This window comes from Natrinema ejinorense, assembly GCF_002494345.1.
Classification (GTDB): domain Archaea; phylum Halobacteriota; class Halobacteria; order Halobacteriales; family Natrialbaceae; genus Natrinema; species Natrinema longum.
Genome location: NZ_NXNI01000001.1, coordinates 3,203,612 through 3,223,095 on the forward strand (window position 1 = coordinate 3,203,612; position 19,484 = coordinate 3,223,095).

At 64.0% G+C, this 19,484-nt stretch carries 16 protein-coding genes; 5 read left to right on the top strand and 11 right to left on the bottom strand.

Annotated features, from left to right (window positions below; all coding sequences use genetic code 11):
• Positions 1-76 precede the first annotated feature (76 nt).
• From CP557_RS15865 to CP557_RS15880, 4 genes are all read right to left on the bottom strand, one after another.
• The gene (locus CP557_RS15865) at positions 77-1,615 is read right to left on the bottom strand and encodes a glycoside hydrolase family 5 protein (RefSeq protein ID WP_097380798.1); all 1,539 of its coding nucleotides are present in this window, start codon (positions 1,613-1,615) and stop codon (positions 77-79) included.
• 373 nt (positions 1,616-1,988) lie between these two features.
• On the bottom strand, positions 1,989-4,052 hold the full coding sequence (locus CP557_RS15870) for a cellulase family glycosylhydrolase (RefSeq protein ID WP_097380799.1): 2,064 nt from the start codon (positions 4,050-4,052) through the stop codon (positions 1,989-1,991).
• Positions 4,053-4,171: 119 nt separating this feature from the next.
• On the bottom strand, positions 4,172-6,388 hold the full coding sequence (locus CP557_RS15875) for a fibronectin type III domain-containing protein (protein WP_097380800.1): 2,217 nt from the start codon (positions 6,386-6,388) through the stop codon (positions 4,172-4,174).
• Positions 6,389-6,557: 169 nt separating this feature from the next.
• A complete protein-coding gene (locus tag CP557_RS15880) occupies positions 6,558-8,420 on the bottom strand; it encodes a cellulase family glycosylhydrolase (RefSeq protein WP_097380801.1) in 1,863 nt (620 codons plus the stop codon).
• Between the two features lie 431 nt (positions 8,421-8,851).
• Between CP557_RS15880 and CP557_RS15885 the strand changes: the two genes are divergently transcribed.
• On the top strand, positions 8,852-10,825 hold the full coding sequence (locus CP557_RS15885; RefSeq protein WP_097380802.1) for a DUF460 domain-containing protein: 1,974 nt from the start codon (positions 8,852-8,854) through the stop codon (positions 10,823-10,825).
• A gap of 21 nt (positions 10,826-10,846) precedes the next feature.
• On the opposite strand, the gene CP557_RS15890 is transcribed toward CP557_RS15885, so the two are convergent.
• Together CP557_RS15890 and CP557_RS15895 are read right to left on the bottom strand one after the other, a co-directional pair.
• Positions 10,847-11,107 (bottom strand): hypothetical protein, encoded by a 261-nt coding sequence (locus CP557_RS15890; RefSeq protein ID WP_097380803.1) that lies wholly within the window; start codon positions 11,105-11,107, stop codon positions 10,847-10,849.
• Between the two features lie 65 nt (positions 11,108-11,172).
• Positions 11,173-11,352, bottom strand: coding sequence for a DUF7470 family protein (locus tag CP557_RS15895; RefSeq protein WP_097380804.1), 180 nt, complete (start codon positions 11,350-11,352; stop codon positions 11,173-11,175).
• Positions 11,353-11,489: 137 nt separating this feature from the next.
• On the opposite strand from CP557_RS15895, the gene eif1A reads away from it, so the two are divergent.
• Entirely contained in the window at positions 11,490-11,780 is a 291-nt protein-coding gene (gene eif1A, locus CP557_RS15900; RefSeq protein WP_097380805.1) for a translation initiation factor eIF-1A, read from the top strand.
• A gap of 217 nt (positions 11,781-11,997) precedes the next feature.
• Here eif1A and CP557_RS22815 read toward each other — a convergent pair whose 3' ends face one another.
• From CP557_RS22815 to CP557_RS15925, 5 genes are all read right to left on the bottom strand, one after another.
• Positions 11,998-12,843: a class I SAM-dependent methyltransferase gene (locus CP557_RS22815; protein ID WP_211290222.1), complete on the bottom strand. Its 846-nt coding sequence runs from the start codon at positions 12,841-12,843 to the stop codon at positions 11,998-12,000.
• Between the two features lie 153 nt (positions 12,844-12,996).
• Positions 12,997-14,109, bottom strand: a complete 1,113-nt coding sequence (locus CP557_RS15910) for a pyridoxal-phosphate-dependent aminotransferase family protein (RefSeq protein ID WP_097380806.1) — start codon at positions 14,107-14,109, stop codon at positions 12,997-12,999.
• A gap of 155 nt (positions 14,110-14,264) precedes the next feature.
• Complete coding sequence (locus tag CP557_RS22225) at positions 14,265-15,248, bottom strand: plastocyanin/azurin family copper-binding protein (protein WP_143825081.1); 984 nt, start codon at positions 15,246-15,248, stop codon at positions 14,265-14,267.
• A 212-nt stretch (positions 15,249-15,460) separates the two neighbouring features.
• Entirely contained in the window at positions 15,461-15,952 is a 492-nt protein-coding gene (locus tag CP557_RS15920) for a plastocyanin/azurin family copper-binding protein (protein WP_097380807.1), read from the bottom strand.
• A 204-nt stretch (positions 15,953-16,156) separates the two neighbouring features.
• Entirely contained in the window at positions 16,157-17,389 is a 1,233-nt protein-coding gene (locus CP557_RS15925; RefSeq protein WP_097381677.1) for an MFS transporter, read from the bottom strand.
• 142 nt (positions 17,390-17,531) lie between these two features.
• Here CP557_RS15925 and CP557_RS15930 point away from each other — a divergent pair, with 142 nt between their 5' ends.
• The 3 genes from CP557_RS15930 (at position 17,532) to CP557_RS15940 (ending at position 19,164) form a co-directional block, all read left to right on the top strand.
• Positions 17,532-18,188 carry a DUF6517 family protein gene (locus CP557_RS15930; protein ID WP_097381678.1) on the top strand — a complete coding sequence of 219 codons (657 nt, stop codon included), beginning with the start codon at positions 17,532-17,534 and terminating at the stop codon, positions 18,186-18,188.
• Positions 18,189-18,275: 87 nt separating this feature from the next.
• Complete coding sequence (locus CP557_RS15935) at positions 18,276-18,590, top strand: DUF7344 domain-containing protein (protein WP_449406605.1); 315 nt, start codon at positions 18,276-18,278, stop codon at positions 18,588-18,590.
• A gap of 358 nt (positions 18,591-18,948) precedes the next feature.
• Positions 18,949-19,164, top strand: a complete 216-nt coding sequence (locus CP557_RS15940) for a hypothetical protein (RefSeq protein WP_097380809.1) — start codon at positions 18,949-18,951, stop codon at positions 19,162-19,164.
• Positions 19,165-19,484 lie beyond the last annotated feature (320 nt).

The window sequence follows — 19,484 nt, forward strand, 5'->3', positions numbered from 1 at the left end:
AACGTGTCCTCGACCGCGGCCGGATCGGCGGATTGGGGCGTCGAGTAGCGACCGGTTTCGTTCGGCCCGGCTACCGTTATATGCGCCGAAGCAGTTCGAGGACGTCCCCGAAGCCGACGTCGCCGGTTCCGTCGAAGTCGAACGCCTCGGGGTTTTCCTGGACGCCGTCCGACTCGAGGTTCTCGAAGAAGGCGGTGACGTCCTCGTGGGTCGTCTCCCCGTCGCCGTCGACGTCCTCGTAGAGCCCGTCTCCGTTCGCGTCCCGGGCCTCGTACTCTCCGACTGTGATCGCGTCCGAATCGCCGCTTGCCTCGGGGAGGTCGTCGGTACGTCGATCGGTCAGATACGTTTGCCACCACTCGCCCTGATAGTCCTCCCCGCCGAGGAGCGTCCACTCCTGTGTGTTGTCGTCGTAGTCGAACATGGTCGGCTCCCAGAACGGATCGAAACACCATATCTGCGGATGGACGGTATCGTACTCGTCGAAGAACGCCTCGAACGCCGCGCCGTGTTCGGACGTCGTTCCCGAGAGGGGACTCCCGGCATCAGCCTGATATCCGAACTCCGTGAGGAACACCGGCACCTCCTCGGACGGGTCGCCGAAATAGTCCCCGAGCGGACGAAGGCCGTCGTGACCGGCGTACACGTGACCAGCGTACGCGAGGTTTTCGCCGTCGAACTCGTGGCGTGGTGCCCAGTAGGTGTACTGGCTCCACCGTGGCGAGCCGATGATAACGACGTTGCGCTCGGCGTGGTCGCGGATGGTATCGACCCACGGCTGGGCGGTCTCGCGCCACTGGAGCCAAGCTTGTTCGGCGTCGGAGCCGTGAACGTCGTACTCCTCGCCTGGCTCCTGGCCGGCGTAGGGACCGACCGGCTCGTTGTACACCTCGTAGAGAACGTGCGAGTCATCGGCGAACTCGGGAGCGACGGTGTTCCAGAACAGCCGAACCTCCTCGTCGAGGTCGGGATCGGTGTACTCGAGACTCGTGTCGGCGTGACGGTGGTAGTCGACGATGCAGTAGACGCCGACGTCCCCACAGTAGTCGACGACCGGTCGGAGGTGGTGTTCGATGTACGCCTCGAGTTGCTCCTGGGTGACCGTCCCCGGATCGACTTCGTTCCGGATCTCACCGCTGACGCTGCCGTCGTCCGGATCGACGGTAACGATATCGCCGGTCTGGACCGGAATGCGGATGATCCGCGCGTACCAGTTCCTGTCGGGATCGGTCGCGTGGTCGATCGTCTCCGAGAGCGGTCGACGCCACGACCGCGCCGTACGGGCGGGATCGATCACGTTGACGCCGCGGAGCACGACCTCGTTCCCGGTCGGGTCGCGGAGTACGTTCCCGTCGCGCTCGAGCCACGGCGTCTCGATCCCGCGGCCGTCTCCGGCGTTCTCGGCACGGGCGGGATCGGCAAGCGCGCCGGCCGTTATTCCGATCGCACCGAGGGCAGTCGTCGCGAGAAACCCCCGCCGGGAGCGGCGGGTCAGGCTCGCGTCGTATCCGCCCCGGGCGTCGGCAAAGCTGGCGTTTGGCGGCGATCGATTCCGAGACATCGTCATCCGTTCGTCGGGCCGTTCTCGTCGCGTGTCGCGTTCGTTCGTAGTCATGGTCGGGTGCTGGCTCGCTGTTCGCTGCTGTGATCGCGGTCCCAGCCGCTGTGGCGACTGGGTCGTTCGTCGCTGCTCGTTCGACTATAGACGACCGCTAGACGTTCGCGGACATCCCCGAAGCCGATCTCTCCGTTGTCAAAGTCGAAACATCGCCTCGGACGCCGTCTCCCTCGAGGCGCTCGAAGGAAGCGGTGACGTCCTCGTGGGTCGTTCGACTGTCACCGTTGACATCAGTGTACAGTCCGTTGCCGGGCCGCATTCCGGGGCTCGTGGCCGGCGGGCCCGAATCCTCGCGTCTGGATTTATCGGTGGTCCCGCGCCGGTCAGGACGTGCCCCTCGACGATCGTACTCGAGGGACCGACCGCTCGGTCAGATCCTGTTGAGGAGTTCGAGGACATCGGCGAAACCGATCTCGCCGTTCCCGTCGAAGTCGAAGGCGTCGGAGTTTTCCTGGACGCCGTCCGACTCGAGGTTCTCGAAGAAGGCGTTGACGTCCTCGTGGGTCGTCTCACCGTCGCCGTCGACGTCCTCGTAGAGCCCGTCGTCGTTCGTGTCCCGGGCCTCGTGGTCTCCAACCGAGATCGTGTCGGAGCCGTCGCCGCCGTCGTTTGCCCCGCCACCGATGGTCCGCGTCTCGAAGGGCACCTGATCGTCTTTGTGTGCCTCGAGTTGTTCCTTCAGGTACTCGCCGCTGTTTTCGCCGCCGATCAGGTTCCACTCGCAGGGGAGTTCCTCACAGCCGACCGGAATGTCCTCGAAAGACGTGTCGTAGAAGTTGTCGTTGACGAGGTCGAGTTCGCCCTCTTCCGGTGCGTTCGGATTGTCGAACATCTTCGGCAACCAGCGGACGTCGGCACACCAACCGACCCAGCTGATCCGGTCGTCTTCCTCGACCTGATTCAGGAAGGGAACGCCGTACTCGGGGAGGGTCCCCTGTCCGGTGGTCGTCCCGCGCAGCCAGTGGGAGACGTCGGTGTCGTTGATCCAGCCGAACTCGGTGACGGCGATGGGGTGGTGCTCCATCGCGTTCTGGAGACCCGCCGCCTCGTAGGCTTCCCAACCGTAGCAATCCTGCAGATTGTCGGGATGGTCGCTCACCGGCAGGTAGGGACTCTCGAGGTCTTCTCCGGTCTCGGCCTCGACCGCCTCGGGACTCTTGTAGTGCGTATCGTTGAACCAGTTGTTCATCTGGCTGACGTCGTGGCCCGCGTAGTTGTGCCAGGTGACGGCGATGTTGTCGTAGCCCGCGTCGTTGAAGTTCCGCCAGTGGAGCGCCTGCACCGACTGGCACCAGCCGGGGACGCCGACCAGCAGGACGCGATCGGACTGGTACTCCCTGATCTTCTCGATGATCGGGCCCATGAACTCGTCGAGGTACGTGTCCCAGAGCGGCTTCTGTTTGTACGCCGAACAGCCCTCGACGGGACCCCAGATCCCCGGTGCAGTCGGCTCGTTGTACGGCTCGAAGATCACGTGATCCATCTCGCCGTACCGCTTGGCCACCACGTCCCAGAACATGAGGACCTCCTCGAGCAGTTCCTGGTTGACCGTCCAGTTCTCGTACGCGTACGGCGTCCCGGGGAGGTCGCTCTCGCTGTGGATATCTCGAACGTAACCGTCTCCGGGCGTTTCCTTGATGTACTTCTGGTCGACGTACCCCCACGAGCCCGGCGCGTCCTTGCCGAACATCTCGTGGCTGTTGTACGCCCAATAGTTCGTGTACTCGCTGTTATAGGGCAGGTGGTTCTCGGCGTAGGAGGGTTGCTCGATGCCCGGCGGCTGTTCGTGCCAGTGTCGGTGATAGTCGACGATGCAGTAGACCCCACGCTCCTTGCAGCGCTCGACGATCGGGTCGTAGTAGTTCTCGAGGTAGTCCTCAAGTTCCGCCCGAGTGAACGCCGCCGGCTGGGCCGGCCGCTGTTTCCGCCGGTCGTCGTCGACCGCCTGCGGTGACTCGAGTTCGCCGTACTCGTACTCGGGCCCGGTGTGCCCCATCGGATGCTCGCCGATGTCCTGTGGCTGTGCGGGCACGCGAATCACCCGCGGATGCCAGCCGGCCTCGTTGTTCGTGACCATATCGAGGAGCTGTTCGGGCGTCTTTCCGCGGAGGTGTCGCGTCCGGTGGAGCCGCTTCGGGTCGGGGATGCTGAGGCCCCGCATCTTGAACGTCTCGCCGTCCTCGTTGACGATCCGGTTGTCGTCGCTGACCGTCAGGTTCTGGAACTCGGCGATCCCGCCGGCCGCCGCACTGCCGGCGAAGCCAGCACCGAGTCCGAGGGCAGCGACGCCGGTCCCCGCAGTCGCTCGCATCATGTTTCGCCGAGTGAGGGAGATCGGCGACGTCGCGTCGTTCGCGTTCAACACGCTCTGTCGCGTGTTCTCGTTCGTCGCGGTCGATTCGTCCGTTCGCTGTGTGTTGTCGTTGGGTTGCATTGGTCTCTCGTCGGGAATCGTGACTGCTGATCGGGAATCGGTCACGGAGGGTCGTGGGCTCGAAGGGAGCCGTCAATGGAAACGGAACGGGGGACAGTCTGCCAGGGGATCGGCGGTGGTTAGGCGACAGTAATCGTGACTTCGTGGGTCGTCTCGCGTCCCCGCTGATCCGTCGCGGTGAGCGTTACCGTGTAGTTGCCACTGGAACCGTAGGAGTGACCGGCGTGCCAGCCGCTGGCGGATGTCCCGTCACCGAGATCCCACTCGAGTCCCTCGATCCAGATGTCGTCGGGCGTGTTGTCCGTAACCCTGAAGTCGATCCGCTCGCCCGTCTCGACGTCCGTGGCACTCGGATCGATCTTCGCGAGGTGGTCCACTTCGAGGGGGATCTCACCGTCGACGGGCTCCCAGGCGTAGGATTCCTCGTATTTGGGCTCCTCGCCACGGGTCGTCCACTGTGCTTCCCAGTCTTCGCCGTTCCAGTGGACGCGGTCACCCTCTCGATAGAGGGTGTCGGAATCCCACTCGGGATACTCGCTGTCGCTTCCGTCCTCGTCGTCCGATTCCGCGGTCGTGGCAGAAACCGTCGCAGCGTCGGTCTCCGTGCCGTCTTCGCCAACCGCGGTGACACCGATCTCGTAAGTGGTACCCGGCTCGAGTTCGGTGACGGTGGTCGCCGTCGAGGACAGCGTGGTTTCCCGCTCGCCGTCGACCCGGACGACGTACTCGACGGCGTTGGGATCGGAGTTCCACTCGATCTCGACCGACGTCTCGTTCTCGGCGACGACCTCGAGCCCTTCGGGCGTGCTCGGAGGCACGTTGGCTTCCGCGGTCGTGGCAGAAACCGTCGCAGCGTCGGTCTCCGTGCCGTCTTCGCCAACCGCGGTGACACCGATCTCGTAGGTGGTTCCCGACTCGAGGTCGGTAACGGTAGCGCTGCTCGAGGCCGTAGTGGTTTCCCGCTCGCCGTCGACCCAAACGCCGTACTCGACGGCGTTCGGATCGGTACGCCACGAGAGCTCGATCGAGGTCTCGTTCTCGGCAACCACTTCGAGGTTTTCGGGGACGCTGGGAGGCTCGGCGTCGGGCTCGCCGTCACCGACGGTGAGCATCGCCTCCTCGACCGTCGGCTCGATGGCGTTGTTGTCGGGATCCTCGAGTCGGACGATCTCGGCGTCGAGGACGGTTTCACCGTCCGCTACGCCCTCGATTTCGATCTGACCGAACTCGATGTCGGTTGCGCCATCGTCGACGGTACTGATCGCGTAGAGTTTTCCGTACTCGTCTTCGGCTTCGACGGTACTGAGGGTGGCATCGGCGAACGTCTCGCTGAGCGCGGCATCGGTGACCCGAACGACGTCCGTATCGACGTTGAGGTCGACGTTGAATCCGAGCACGCCGTTCGGTGCCGCGCTCAGACCGAGATCGACGGTCGTCGTCTCGCCCGGATCTATCATCGCATCATCGAGGGTGACGGTGAGCGTGGGCGTCTCCGGCTCCGCACCGGCGACGGTCGTAGCCTGAACCGTCGCCGTGTCGGACGTGGTCTCGTCCTCGCCGATGGCGGCAACGCCGATCTCGTAGCTGGTGTCGGCCGCGAGGCCAGTGATCGTGGCGCTGGTCGACGTCGTCGTCGATTCTCGCTCGCCGTCGACGGAGAGGGCATACTCCACGGCGTTTGACACTGGGCTCCACGCGACCTCGACCGACGTCTCGTTCTCTGCAACCACTTCGAGATCCGTCGGCATTGCGGGTGCGGCGGAGTCGGTACCGACGGTCAGCGTCGGTGCGTCGTAGTTGGCGTCTCCAACTGTGCCACCCTCGGGCGGGGACAACGAGAAGTTCGTGAGTTCGGGGTCGGTGGTCCCGTCGCCTCGTGCCTCGAGGTGGATCGTTCCAACCTCGTACTCGCTCTCGGAGATCCCGGAACTCGTGGAGGCATTGAGGTTCACCGAGGCGACGGAGCCGCCCTCGTCCTCGATGTTGCTATTGATGACCCCTTCCAGGATTCCGTGACTCCCCAGTTCGATTTCAGTGATCTGTGCGACGTCGGGATCGACCCCGATCCCGATGGTCGTGCCGCTCGATCCTTCGGGGAAATCTTGCAGCCGGACCGTCGCAGTCGTGCTCTCGCCGGCCTGGATCTGCTCGTCCGCGAGCTCGAGCACTACTGTCGGCAGGCGTTCCTGGGCCGCGACCGTCGAGGTCCCGAGTGCGAGCGCGCCAGCACTGACACCGGCGGCTCGCATGAAAGTGCGTCGTGATGTCGACGTGTCGGTCTGCCCATCGGTTTCGGTGAACTGTTCCTCGTCGTGTGTCTCGATATCGTCGTTCATTGGTATGTCTCCGTATCGGTTGCTGTCGTCACCGGTGTCACCTGCTCGCAGTCCGCAGTCGGTGCGAGCCGGTCGGTCGTGGCTGTGACACCGCGCCCTATTCTTGCGCTTTCCTCACTATATCAACTATATTATTTAATATATTTAATTTTATATTTATTGTTGTGTCTTAAATTTCGTTGAGCAGTTTGAGGACGTCCGAGAAGCCGATCTCGCCGTTCCCGTCGAAGTCGAATTTCTCGGGATTGTTCTGAACGCCGTCCGACTCGAGGTGCTCGAAGAACGCATTGACGTCCTCGTGGCTGGTCTCCCCGTCGCCGGTGACGTCCTCGTAGCGGCCGTCGTCGTCCGTGTCCCGTGCCTCGTACTCACCGACTTCGACCGTCTCATCGCCGCTTCCGCCGATCGGGCCGGGTCCGATGTGCTTGTCGTTCTTTCCGTTGTCGGCGTCCGGATACGGTTCGTCGCCGGGCGCGAACGTATCGCGGTCGCCGGCCATTTGCTGGTTCATCTCGTGCCACCAGACGCCGGGCGTCTCGTCGTTGAGGTAGTTCATCCAGTCGTCGGCACCCTTCGCGCCGTCGTTCCGTCCCGGCGTTCCGTGCTCGAACATATTCGGCTCGTAGGTGTGGTCGAACGACCACGCCAGCGGGTGGACGTCGTAGTTCTCGATGAACTCCTCGTAGCCCTGAATGTACGGCTCACAATCGCCGTCGTGTTCGCCGCTACAGTCCATCCAGGGCGTATCGACGTGCATCCCGCCGCCCTCGATCCAGCCGAACTCGCTGAAGAAGACCGGCACGTGTTCGGCCGCCTCGCCGAAGTACTTCGAGAGGGGCCGCAGGTCGTCCTGGGTGTAGACGTGAGCGGTGTAACACATGTTCTCGGCGTCGAACTCGTTGTACGGCGCCCAGTAGGTGTACTGGCTCCACCGGGGACTCCCGATCGTGACCAGGTGACCGGGCGCGTTCTCCTCGACCGTGTCGACCCACGGCTGGGCCCGATCGACCCACAGGTCGTACCAGGCCTTCATGTCATCGTTGGCGACGTCGTAATTGGACGCGTCTCCGTCGCCGGGAGCCTCCGCCGGATCGGAGAGGTCACCCGCCTGTCGCTGCGGGCCACCCCAGTCGCCGCCGTACGGGCCGGTCGGCTCGTTGTAGACGTCGAAGATGACGTGATCGTCGCCCGCGTACCGATCCGCGACGACCTCCCAGAAGGTGTGCAGTTCCTCGTCGAGCGCGTTGGAAACCTCCGGGGGTTCGAGGTAGATGTCGTCCTCGGTGAGGTCGTACGCCTCGAGGATGTTCTGCTCGTCGATCAGATCCCAGATCTCGTCGACCTGATCCTCGCCGTGCCAGAGCACCCCGCGCTCGCCACAGACTTCCGGGTGCCGCCAGTCCTCGCCGCCGTCGCTCGAGCACTGCCAGACGTTCGGATCGACGCCGTGGTTCTTGTGGTCCTCCTGATGGAAGACGGGATAGTGACGGTGGTAATCGATCATCACGTAGGCACCGCGCTGGGCACCGAGTTCGACGAGTTCGTCGAGGAAGGTCCGACAGTACCACTTCACGTCCTCCCTGTCGAACTGCCCCGGCAGGGCCGGCCCCCAGTCGTCGCCGTGGGGCATTTCCCACGGTTCCGCGTTACGCGTCCCGGCCGCGAGGAACGCGGGCATTACCGGTACCCGGACGACGTTGGTGTACCAGCCCTCGCTCTCGTTGGTCGCCAGCCTGAACGTCTCGGGTGCCGTCTGCCCCCGCCACTTGCGGCTCTGTTCGGCCGGGTCGGCGATGTTGACTCCACGAAGGATGACCTCGTTACCGCTCGGATCGACGATCTTGTTTCCGTCACGGGCTAGCGGCGGGAGGTCGACCTCCTGGGTGCTTGCAGCACCGCTGACGCCGAGACCGCCGATCGCGATCACGCTCGTCCCCGTCGCCTTCAGTATCGTCCGGCGTGACGTCGAGATGGTCCTGCTGCCCCGCTTCGACTGTGCCTCTGAGTCGGCTTGGTTCGTATTCTCGGTCATGATGTGTGGCTCGCCCCCGACGAACGGGACCTGCGACCCGTCGACTGGGAACGCGGAGGGTTCGATCCTCCTGGCGACATAATTTTAGGCAATAGTAATGAAATTTTTGCTTTTTGAAGTGAATATTATCATTTACCAGTACAAAAATAATATCGATTACACTTGTGTCTCGCGACCTCAATCCGGCCGCAGTCGGGCGATTATTGATCGCTCCAATTCGACCAGACACGGTTCACCATCCCTGAATCGGACAGAACAAGAAATATTGTTGATATTTCGGGAGACGAAGTTCGGGCTGCAACGCTCGATCCGGCCGCCGCCGATGGCACCGCGTCATGGCATCGTTCCCTCGAGGACGGCGGCGAGTCCCTGGCCCGATCCGGAACCGAACGCGCGCCGGATTTATACTCGACTCGCACCTATGACCGTCCGTGAGTACGCGAACGAGTGCGCTCGATGCGGTCGTCTTCGGTGTCGATATTCAGAGCGGTGACGTGCGCGGCGATGCACCATCGTACGCACTGGCCGTCTTCGATGGCGAGGACGTCACCAGGGACGTCGTTACCCATCGGAAACTCCGGCGACTGATCGACGACGAGGAGCCGGCGATCGTCGCGACGGACAACATGTACGAGCTGGCTGCCGACAAGGACCAGCTGATCCACTTCCTCGGGTCCCTCCCCGCCGGGACGAAGCTCGTCCAGGTAACGGGTGCCGAACAGCCCGAGCCCCTCTCTCGCGTCGCGAACCGTCACAACGTCCCCTACGGGAAGGAACCGATGCAGGAGGCCGAAGCCGCCGCCCGACTGGCCGCCCACAACGTCGGCCACGAGGTCTCGGCCTTTACCGACACGACGGAGGTCAAGGTCGCACGCGGGCGCTCGACGGGCAGCGGCGGCTGGAGCGAGGACCGCTACACCCGCCGCATCCACGGCTCGGTCAGGAAGCGAGCCCGAGAGGTCGAGTCCGAACTCGAGGACGCCAACCTCGAGTACGAGAAGGACGTGCGGGAATCCTACGGCGGCTTCGCCAACGCCGTCTTCACCGTCCACGCCCGTCCCAGCGACATCCCCGTCTCCCGAAATCGGGCGGGCGACGTTCGCGTCGAGATCGAACGTCAGCGCCGCGACGGCATCGAGTTCGAGCCGCTCGTCAAACGGCGCGACCACGTCATCGTCGGCATCGACCCCGGAACGACGACCGCCGTCGCCATCGTCGGCCTCGAGGGAACGGTGCTCGACGTCTGGAGTTCGCGAACCAGCGACACCGCCGGGGTGATCGAGTGGATCGTCGAGCGCGGGCGGCCGATCATCGTCGCGGCGGACGTGACGCCGATCCCCGAAACGGTCGAGAAGTTCCGCCGGAGCTTCGACGCCGCGGGGTGGACACCCGAGAGCGACCTCCCGGTCGACGAGAAACAACATCGCACGCGCGACCATCCCTACGACGACGACCACCAGCGCGACGCGATGGCCGCCGCACTGTACGCCCTCGACGCCCACGAGGACCAATTCGACCGCATCGCCGACAAACTCCCGCCGGGTGTCGATCGCGGCGAGGTCACTGCCCGCGTCGTCGCCGGCGAGGAAAGCGTCGAAGCCGTCCTCCGGGACCTCGACGACGACGAGGAGCCCGAATCGGAGTCCACCGAACACGAGCCACGCGAACTGACCGAGGAGGAAAAACGGATCAAGGACCTGGAGCGACAGGTCGAACGGCTCCAGTCACACGTCGAGACCCTCGAGGGCCGCATCGAAGACCGCGACGACCGCATCGACGAACTCGAGACCGAACTCGGCGTCGCCCGCCGGGAGGAGCGCAAGGAGGTCCGCCGGAACCGCGAGGTGAGTCGCCTCGAACGGAAGGCAAACCGCCTCGAGCGCGAACGCGACGAAGCCCAGGACGACGTCGAGACCCTCGAGCGAAAGGTCGAACGGATGAAAGCCCTCTGGAAACTCGATCACTCGAACTTCAGCGACGTGTCCGCCGAAAAGGAGGGCCTGGTCCCGGTCAAAGTCGTCGAGAAGTTCACGAAAGGGGCGATCCGCGAGGCCGACGATCAGTACGGGATCGCGGCCGGCGACGTGGTCTACATCCGGGATGCCAGCGGAGCGGGCCGATCCACGGCCGAACTCATGGCGGAGTTCGAGCCTCGCGTCATCCTCAAAGACGGCGGCCTCTCCGAAATCGCCGACGAGATCCTCTTCGAGAGCGAGATTCCGGTCGGTCCCGCCGACGACGTCGCGATGCAGGAGGTCGACGAACTCGCCGTCGCTCGCGAAGACGACGTCGAAGCGGCCATCGACGACTGGCGCGAACGCGCCGAAGACCGAAAACGGGACCGCAAAGCGGCGATGGTCGACCAGCTCATCAGCGAGCACCGGGCCGGCGACAACGAAGTCTGACAGTCCGTGCGAAAACGATAGTTACGCGTCTGGCCCCGACGGTATCGGCGACAGCGCCGTCGGCACCTCCTCGAGCGCGACCTCCTCGGTGAGATCCGCGGGATCGTCGACCGGTCCGTTGACGAACAGCGCGTGGCCAATGAAGCCGATCGCGACGATTCCCAGCGCGGCGATCGCGGCCGGATACGGAATCGTCGTGGCGTACCCGACGACGGCACCGGCTCCGAGACTCGCGGCGATAGCGACCAACACGAGGTCGTAGTAGTGAAGCGTCCGTCCCATACGGAGACAACGAGTTACAGGGGTAAAACGCTTGAGCCGCTGTAGACGGCTCCTGCCGGAGACAATCAAAACATCCCGAAATTCTGGAGCAGGCCGGAGATCAGCGACCTGACGACCAGTCCGAGGCCGGCGATGACGAGCGCCATCCCCGCGGCGATCACCGGATCCGCGTACGCGATGAGCCCGATGCCGGCCAGCAGGATCACAAGACCCGCGATACCGAGCGCGCCGAGGTTTCGTAACATACCCACGGGTGCAGAGCCAAGCGAAATAAACGGCGTGGTTTCGGAGGCTCGCGACGGCGGGACACCGCAGCGGCGGATCCCGGTTTCGGCGAGCGAATCGGTAAAGTGTTAAACCCCTCGAACGCCAATCGACGGCCATGAGCGACGACGGCGAGGGCGGTCGGAAGAACCTCCGAATGCCCGAGGACGACGAGGTCTTCGCGACCGTCACGAACATGCTCGGGGCGAATCGGGTCAAAGTACGCTGTGCCGACGGGACGGAACGCACCGCACGCATTCCGGGCAAGATGCAAAAACGCATCTGGATCCGGGAAGACGACGTCGTCCTCGTCGAACCCTGGGACTGGCAGGACGAAAAGGCCGACATCACCTGGCGCTACGAGAAAAGCGACGCCGATCAGCTCCGGGAAGAAGGCCACATCCAATAAAAACGACTTTTTGCGCTGCGTGCGGTCGCTTCGCGACCGCACTCGGCAAAAACTCGACTAAAAGCACTCCTCCTTCCTCTCCACTCACTCCGTTCGTTCCGAGTCAGTCGTCGGCCCGCTCGCGCCTGGGGCGCGAGCGGTGAACGGCGTCGCTCGGGTTCTTCGAACCGCTCGCTCGCCGACAATAGTCAGCCGCGATTCGACCACTCCCGGTCAGTCACCGGGCCTGCCATCGAATCCGCGTCAGCGGATGCAACGGGTTCGAACCGTGGACGTCGTAGGTGACGTCGATAACGTCCAGTTCTGGAGAGTTGCGAAGCTGGTCGAGAACGGCGTCTTCGTATCCTCGCTCTCGTGAATACCGGCGACGAAGGTGGCCGAACACGGTCTCCGGGTGCGGACCCACCTGCTCGAGGTGAACGCCGGCCGTCACCGATCGCTCGGCTGCGAGGGTCTCGAGCCGTTCGACGACCGACTCCGTCTCCGAGAGCGTGACCAGCGTTCCCTTGGTGAAGACGACACAGTTGCCATCGACGGCGTCAACGATCTCCCACTCGCCGAAGAAGTCGAACTGGTCGACCGCGATCCGCTCTCGATCGCGCCCGTCGACGAACACTTCGCGGGCGAATTCGACGCCGGCCAGGACGTACTCGCCGCCGACGACGCGGACGCCGGGAAATTTAGACGCGATCGCATCCAGCGTCCAGCCCCACCCGCATCCGAGATCCAGGACCGTTTCGTCCCCCTCGAGGAGCGGTTCGAGGGCCGTCTGGACTGTGTCGTACTCTCGTTCGACGAGTTCGGCTACTCCGACTCGATAGAGAGCCTGGTCCTCTGAGACGAGATCGCCGTCCGAACGACCGTGCGAGCGTATTTCTTTGACCGCGTCGATCGGGGGAAGCGGGTGGTCGCAGTAGCTCTCGAGAAGACGAGCGTAGATCTCCTCGTAGGTTTCGGTACCGATGTAGGCGGTCGAGTCACTCGGCAGCTCCCCGCTCGGGTCGAGTAGATACGCCGCCCAGTCGGAGTATTTCGGCAGGGCGTTGAGCGGAACTGGCTCCATCACTCGTCACCCCTCGCTGCGGATGGCGTTCTGCGAGCAGTACTATCGGCCAGTGATAGTTGCGTGGCTATCACCGAGAAAGCAGTACGTCGATCGACGGCTTCGCTCTACTAGTTCGTTTCGGTTCGATCAGTCGAGATATCAAATGCCGGATTACAGCCCGGCGACGTCCTCGATCGCGTCGGTCAGTTCCTCGATCGACTCGAGGTCGTGTTCGCCCATGTGACCGATGCGGAACGTCTTCTCACCGAGTTGCGAGCCGTAGCCGTTCGAGAAGACCATGCCGTACTCCTCGGAGACGGTCTCGATCGTCTCGGCGACGTCGATCCCCTGCGTGTTTTCGATACACGCCACCGTCTGGGACTCGTAGCCCTCCTCGGGGAACATGTCGAAGTGCTCGTGGGCCCACTCGCGGACGTACTCGGCCATCTCGCGGTGGCGCTGGTCACGTGCGTCGTGGCCCTCCTCGAGCATGTATTTCATCTGCTTGCGGTAGGCCAGCATGATCGGGATCGCGGGCGTGGAGTGGGTCTGGCCCTTCCGGTCGTAGTAGTCGATCGTGCGCTGGAAGCCGCCATACCACGACGCGGAGTCCTTCTCGAGTTCGCGCTCGTAGGCGTCGTCGCTGACGACGCAGATTGCCAGCCCCGGCGGCATCGCGAACGCCTTCTGGCTCGATGCGAAGATGACGTCGATGTTGTGGTCGTCGATGTCGACGTAGTCCCCGCCCAGCGAGGAGACCGCGTCGACGACGAAGTACGTGTCGGGGTAGTCGGCGACGACGTCGCCGATCTCCTCGATCGGGTTCCGGACGCCGGTCGAGGACTCGTTCATCACGCAGGTGACGACGTCGTAGTGCGTGTCGCTGGTCTCGATGGCGTCGCGCACGTCCTCGGGCTTGATCGCCTGCCCCCACTCGTACTCGAGCCTGTCGACGTTCTTGCCCAGTCGCTCGGCGACGTTGGCGTGGCGCTCGCTGAAGCTGCCACAGGTCGGGACGAGAATGTTGTCGTCGACGAGATTGAGCGTCGAGGCCTCCCAGAACTCGGTGCCCGATCCCGTCAGGATGACCACCTCGTTGTCGGTGCCGAGGAACTCCTTGGTGTCCTCGACGATGGTCGTGTACAGGTCCGTCATTCGGTCCATCCGGTGGCCGAACATCGGCTCGGCCATCGCCTCGATCACGTCGTCGCGAACCTCCGTCGGGCCCGGAATATACAGCGTTTTGTCGGGATAGTTGTCTTTGTATTCTCGTTTCTTGGTCACGCAAACCACCTCGGTACGGCCCACTGCGTAGCGAGACGGTATGGTACTTTTGATGCCACACCGGGACCGGGCCGGCTGACCGGCTGTCGAAGCCGTGAGGAGTGCGGTTCCGAAATCGCCGCTACCGGCGGCCGCCGGCTCGGGGGACGGATCCGTTATTCGACCCGGAGGGTGCCCCGCATCGTCGTCTGATGTGGGTCGCAAACGTATGCGACCATCTCGCTACTCGCCGTGAACTCGAGGAGCCGGTCGCCCTCCGGCTCCACGACGAGTTCCGTTTCGAGGCCATCGACCACCTCGTCGTCGTCCCCTCTGATCCCGACGTTGTGTGGCTGGCCGTTGCCCTCGACCATGCCGATCGCGTACTCGGCATCCGCCTCGAGGACGAGCGTCGGGTTTTCTCGACCCTCGATCTCGGACGGCGTAACCCCCTCCCAGTGGCTCGTCTGGCCGCTGAGCGTGATCTCCGTTCCGGGCTCGATGTGATAGCCGTCGGCCGCCGACTCGCCTTCGTCGTCGGGTTCGTCCGTCGATCCCGTCTCCGCGGCGTCGTCGCTTCGAACGTCGATCTGCCCGCGCATCTGGTGTCCGTGGGGATCACAGACGTACGTGCTCATCTCCTCGCTGGCCGTAATAGTCAGCGTCTGCTCCGACGGCTGCGTCTCGGTGCTCAACTCGGTCGAGAGTCCGTCGACTACCGCATCGTCGTCGTCACGGATCTCGATGTGATGTGGCTGGCCGTCGCCGTCGGCCCAGCCGATCGTGTACTCGGCACCCGCCTCGAGAACGAGCGTCGGGTTTTCCCGGCCCTCGATCGCGGCGGGTTCGAGGCCCTCCCAATGGGTGGTCTGGGCACTGAACAGGATCTCCGTTCCGGGTTCGATAGGAGAGCTGTCGTCGCCCGACTCGCCCTCGTCGTCGGGTTCAGCCGTCGATTCCCCATCGTCAGCCTCGTCGCTCTCGTCCCCGCTCGGTGGGGACTCCTCGGCTTCGTCGTCGGGTCCGTCCTCGGGAGTCGTGGCTGGCTCGTCGGTCCCACCGCCGTCCTCGAGACACCCCGCGAGTCCCGCACTCGCCGTCGCGACGCTCGCGAGTTTCAGTACTGTTCGACGAGCGACGTCCTCGTCCGTCCCGGACATATACGCATACCAGTCGGAGAGTTAGTATAAAATCAATCGTTTTTTGAGTCGAACGGTTCTCGACCCGCCCATCGACGGTAGTCACTACGAGCGTGACGAACGCGAGGTGGGAAAACGAAATCCCCGCGTGGTGACCGACGAACCCCCTCACGGATATAGGGTCCGTCGATCGACGATACCAACGTCGAACGGAGACGGGGTGCTCGAGTCCGTTATTCGACCTGAATGGTGCCCCGCATCTGCGTCTGGTGGGGACGGCAGACGTACTCGGCCATGTCGGAGCTCGCCGTGAAGGTCAGCGTCTGGTCCGACGGCTCTTCTTCGGAGACCTGTTCGGTCGAGAGTTCGCCGACGACGCTGTCGTCGCTGTCGACGATCTCGAAGTTGTGCGGCTGGCCGTTGCCCTGGTTCCAACCCATCGTGTACTCCTCACCTTCCGTGAGGATGATGGTCGGGTTCTCCGAGCCCTCGATCGCCGACGGGCTCACTCCCTCCCAGTGGCTGGTCTGTGCGCTAAACAGGATCTCCTCGTCGGGTTCGGCTTCGTACTCGCTTGCACCGCCGTTGCCGTTGCCATTGCCGTTACCGTTGCCGTTGCCATCACCGTTACCGCTCCCGCCACAGCCAGCGACGAGCGCCGTCGATGCCGCTGCGCCCGTGAGCTTCAGCGCTGTCCGCCGCGAAACCGCATTATCTCGTGCCATCACCGGAGGTTGGGCCTGAGCACATAAAAATTGATACCTTCTACCAGTGCAATGTTATGTGAATACATGACACAATATATGCCTCATCGGTGCGAGTCCCCGTCGCTCCCGCATCCGGCGATTCATACGGTCTCCTGTCCGTCAGTACCGGTGGGACCGGGACCGCCCTGCGGTCCCACCGGGACATCGGGACAGCAAACCGTCTCAGGCATCACCACGGTCTCCCGCGTGGAACCCCTCGTTGCGGTCGACGGAAAGGCGCAGAAACGCCGGCACCGTGACGAGTGCGATCGCGATCTCGAGGCCGCCGACGACGACGAACGCGAGTCCGTAGCCGTAGGTGCCGGCGATCGTGCCGCCGACGAGGAACCCACAGAGGAATCCGAGGCTCCCGGCGAGGTTGAAGCCGGCCATGGCAGTTCCGCGCTCGCTCTCGTCGGCGAGATCGGTGACCAGCGCCATCGTCGCAGGGGCGACGAGCGCGCCGAGGATCCCGACGCCGATCATCGCGATCGCTGCGGTCGGAACCGACGGCGACGCCCCGACGAGGAGGATTCCCCCGCCGTAACACGCCGAGCCGACGACGATCGGGACCGTTCGGCCGAACCGATCCGAGAGAGCCCCCATCGGATACTGCAACAACGCGAAGGGAGCGAAAAAACACGCCAGCAAGAGCCCGGTCATCCCGGCGTCGAGGTCGAAGGCCTCCTGAAAGTAGAGCGTCCCGACGAGCGCAAAGAAGCCCGCGGTGAGTCGGTCGACGAAGCCGAAAGCGTACGGAAGCGACAGCACCGGCCGTCGGCGAACACCGTCGACGAGCGCTCGGACGGTCCGACTCTCCTCGGGAGTTCGATCGCCGACGAGCGAGACGAGACCGCCGACACAGACGAGCAGGCCGGCGGCGACGACCAGCGGCGCACGCGGGTCGAGTTCGGTCAGTTGCCCGCCGACGGGCGCACCGAGCGCGGCACCGAGCCCGATAGCGATCCCCGCGGCACCCATGTTCCGGCCGTGACCACCCTCGAGATCCATCAACATCGTCATCGTGAGGGAGAACGCGCCGATGGTCATCGCCCCCTGGAAGACGCGCAGGAGGAGGACACCCTCGAAGCTGACCGAGCCGACCGACGGAACGGCAGCGAGCGTCCCGTAACCGAGCGCGCCGGCGAGGGATCCGACGACGATGAACGGCGTTCGCCGCCCGGTCACGTCGCTCGCGATACCCCAGACGCCGACGAACGTCACGTAGGCGGCGAATTCGGCGACCAGAAACCACATGCTCGCATCGAGCGGCGTCGCCGCGAACGCGGACGTGGCCGCATCGGCCCCCAGCGTCTCCACGAGCGTCGCGACGCCCGGATAGAGCAGCACTTGCGAGAACAACACCGCGAAGACGAGGGCGGCGAGTACGACCCGATCACGGTCACTCGAGTGCACGGCCGATCGTTGGTGCTCCGGAAGTATCAACTCGTTCGTCTCGATCGAACGCCGATCCCGTTTCTCGCCCACGGTGTCAGTGTCACGAACTGATAGCCTCGAAATCGACGTGTTTTCCCGTCCCGACGACCTGTCGCTACCGATGACACTCACGCGTCGGCAGCTGCTCGCCGCGGGAGCGGCCACAGGAACCGGGGTCGTCGCCGGCTGTACCGGGCTGGTTCGGGACTCGCTCTCGTCGACGCCGGGGACCGTCCCGGCGGCGGCACTCGAGGAGACGGGCTACGACGAACACACCGTCGAGGAGGTCGTCGTCGAACGGACCGTCGGCCGGTTCGGGATCGAGCGCTCGATCGAGGCCAGCAACTGGTACGCCGAGTACGACCGCGCGATCGCGCTCGATTCGCTCGGCCTGACGCGCATTCAGGCGGCGGTCGTCTCCGTGTTGACCACGCCACAGGTGTCGGTGCTGGGGAAGACGTTCAATCCCGTCGGCGACTACTCGACCGACGACCTCGTCGAACTGATCCAGAACCGGTACGACCGCCTCGAGGACGTCGAGTACGTCGACGAGGAATCGGTCGTCGTGCTGGGAACCGAAACGACGCTCGCCCGGTATCGGGCCAGCGCTCGGCTCATCACTGCGGGGACCACGCTCGACGTCTTCCTGGCACTCAGCGAACCCGTCGCCCACGGCGACGATTTCGCGATCTGTGTCGCGGTCTACCCGCAACTACAGGGACTCGAGGCCGAATCCGGGTTCGTTCGGACCATGCTCGAGTCGGTCGAGCACGAGTGAGCGGGGCCGTTGTCACTCGGTTAATCAAAAGAATAGATTCGAGTGAATATATCGCCATGTTAACTGGCTTCGGGAACGGTTACCAGTATGTCCAAGGTCGACCGGTTTTTCCGATCACTTTCGAACGGTCAACGGCGTCGGTTGTTAGTCCATATGTTAGACCACAATCCGGAGGACGACTCGAAACTATACATCGGCGATACCGAAACGACCGACGAGGAACTGGAAGCACTTCTCGTCGAGATGGAACACACGCATCTGCCGCTGTTGGAAGACTACGGGTTCATCAACTGGGACCGGGATACTCACGAGGTGACGAAGGGACCGAAGTTCGACGAAATCAGGCCGCTCTTGGAGTTGATGGTGAACCACCGAGACGAACTCCCCGATAATTGGCTCTAGGACGCGAATCGATGCCGCGTCGAGTCCCTCGAGCGCCGACGGTCGGTCCCCGGGTTCGGGTTTCACGGCTCGCAAGTCGTCTCGAGGGCGCACCTGGTCCGGCCTCGTTACGTTCGATTAGCAGTAGATATAAGTCACGACGAGTCAAATAGGAAACCGGAAGCCGGTCTCCAGCGACAAGGGGGCTGTATCGAAATGCCCCGGGTGTAGTGGCACCCGAGACGTGGCTTCCAAACCCCGATGAGGGATCCGGTTGCCATGATTACGTTGATTCTACCGGGATATAAACGTCCCGCACGAGTACGGAATCGCCCGACGCGACTAGTCTCGACGCTCTCGATCGGGAGGTGCGATCGCGATGTGTAGCGAGGAGACGCGAAACGACGACGGCCGAGTGGACGACTCGGCGCTGCTCTCGTGTCCCAGCTGTGGCCAGCCGATTACCGGGCTGACCTCGACCGGGCCTCACACCGGCGTCGTCAGGCCCTGTGGCTGTTCGGTCGCACCTGGGCTGATCCACCGCGAGCGCGACAGCGGCATCCACCGCGAGACCGGCTGCGAGAACGGCGAGTAACGCGGGGCCCGGCGCTCGAGCCCCGCCGAGTAGCCGACCGGTCGGCGGTGCGCGTCGAACGGACGACACACCACCCTACCGTCGACACCACCACTCGATTGACACCACTCCGTCGACACGATCGGCGGCCGGTCGGCTCGGAATCGGGCCTCGAGTCCGGTCGCGGCTACCGACACGCGGTCGTCGTCGGCGAAATCGCCCACGAACCACGTGACCGATAGTCACGGGAATGGAACGGCCCGTTCGAAGCGAAAGACCACCAGAAGAGAGCTCCTGTTAGAGCGGTCCTGCTATCGTGGCAACGGGGAGTGGCCACGCCC

Excerpts from the sequence above, each read along its gene's own strand:
- CP557_RS15865 (WP_097380798.1), bottom strand. The coding sequence starts at position 1,615 with ATGACTACGAACGAACGCGACACGCGACGAGAACGGCCCGACGAACGG.
- CP557_RS15870 (WP_097380799.1), bottom strand. The coding sequence starts at position 4,052 with ATGCAACCCAACGACAACACACAGCGAACGGACGAATCGACCGCGACG.
- CP557_RS15875 (WP_097380800.1), bottom strand. The coding sequence starts at position 6,388 with ATGAACGACGATATCGAGACACACGACGAGGAACAGTTCACCGAAACC.
- CP557_RS15880 (WP_097380801.1), bottom strand. The coding sequence starts at position 8,420 with ATGACCGAGAATACGAACCAAGCCGACTCAGAGGCACAGTCGAAGCGG.
- CP557_RS15890 (WP_097380803.1), bottom strand. The coding sequence starts at position 11,107 with ATGGGACGGACGCTTCACTACTACGACCTCGTGTTGGTCGCTATCGCC.
- CP557_RS15895 (WP_097380804.1), bottom strand. The coding sequence starts at position 11,352 with ATGTTACGAAACCTCGGCGCGCTCGGTATCGCGGGTCTTGTGATCCTG.
- eif1A (WP_097380805.1), top strand. The coding sequence starts at position 11,490 with ATGAGCGACGACGGCGAGGGCGGTCGGAAGAACCTCCGAATGCCCGAG.
- CP557_RS22815 (WP_211290222.1), bottom strand. The coding sequence starts at position 12,843 with ATGGAGCCAGTTCCGCTCAACGCCCTGCCGAAATACTCCGACTGGGCG.
- CP557_RS22225 (WP_143825081.1), bottom strand. The coding sequence starts at position 15,248 with ATGTCCGGGACGGACGAGGACGTCGCTCGTCGAACAGTACTGAAACTC.
- CP557_RS15920 (WP_097380807.1), bottom strand. The coding sequence starts at position 15,952 with ATGGCACGAGATAATGCGGTTTCGCGGCGGACAGCGCTGAAGCTCACG.
- CP557_RS15930 (WP_097381678.1), top strand. The coding sequence starts at position 17,532 with ATGACACTCACGCGTCGGCAGCTGCTCGCCGCGGGAGCGGCCACAGGA.
- CP557_RS15935 (WP_449406605.1), top strand. The coding sequence starts at position 18,276 with ATGTCCAAGGTCGACCGGTTTTTCCGATCACTTTCGAACGGTCAACGG.
- CP557_RS15940 (WP_097380809.1), top strand. The coding sequence starts at position 18,949 with ATGTGTAGCGAGGAGACGCGAAACGACGACGGCCGAGTGGACGACTCG.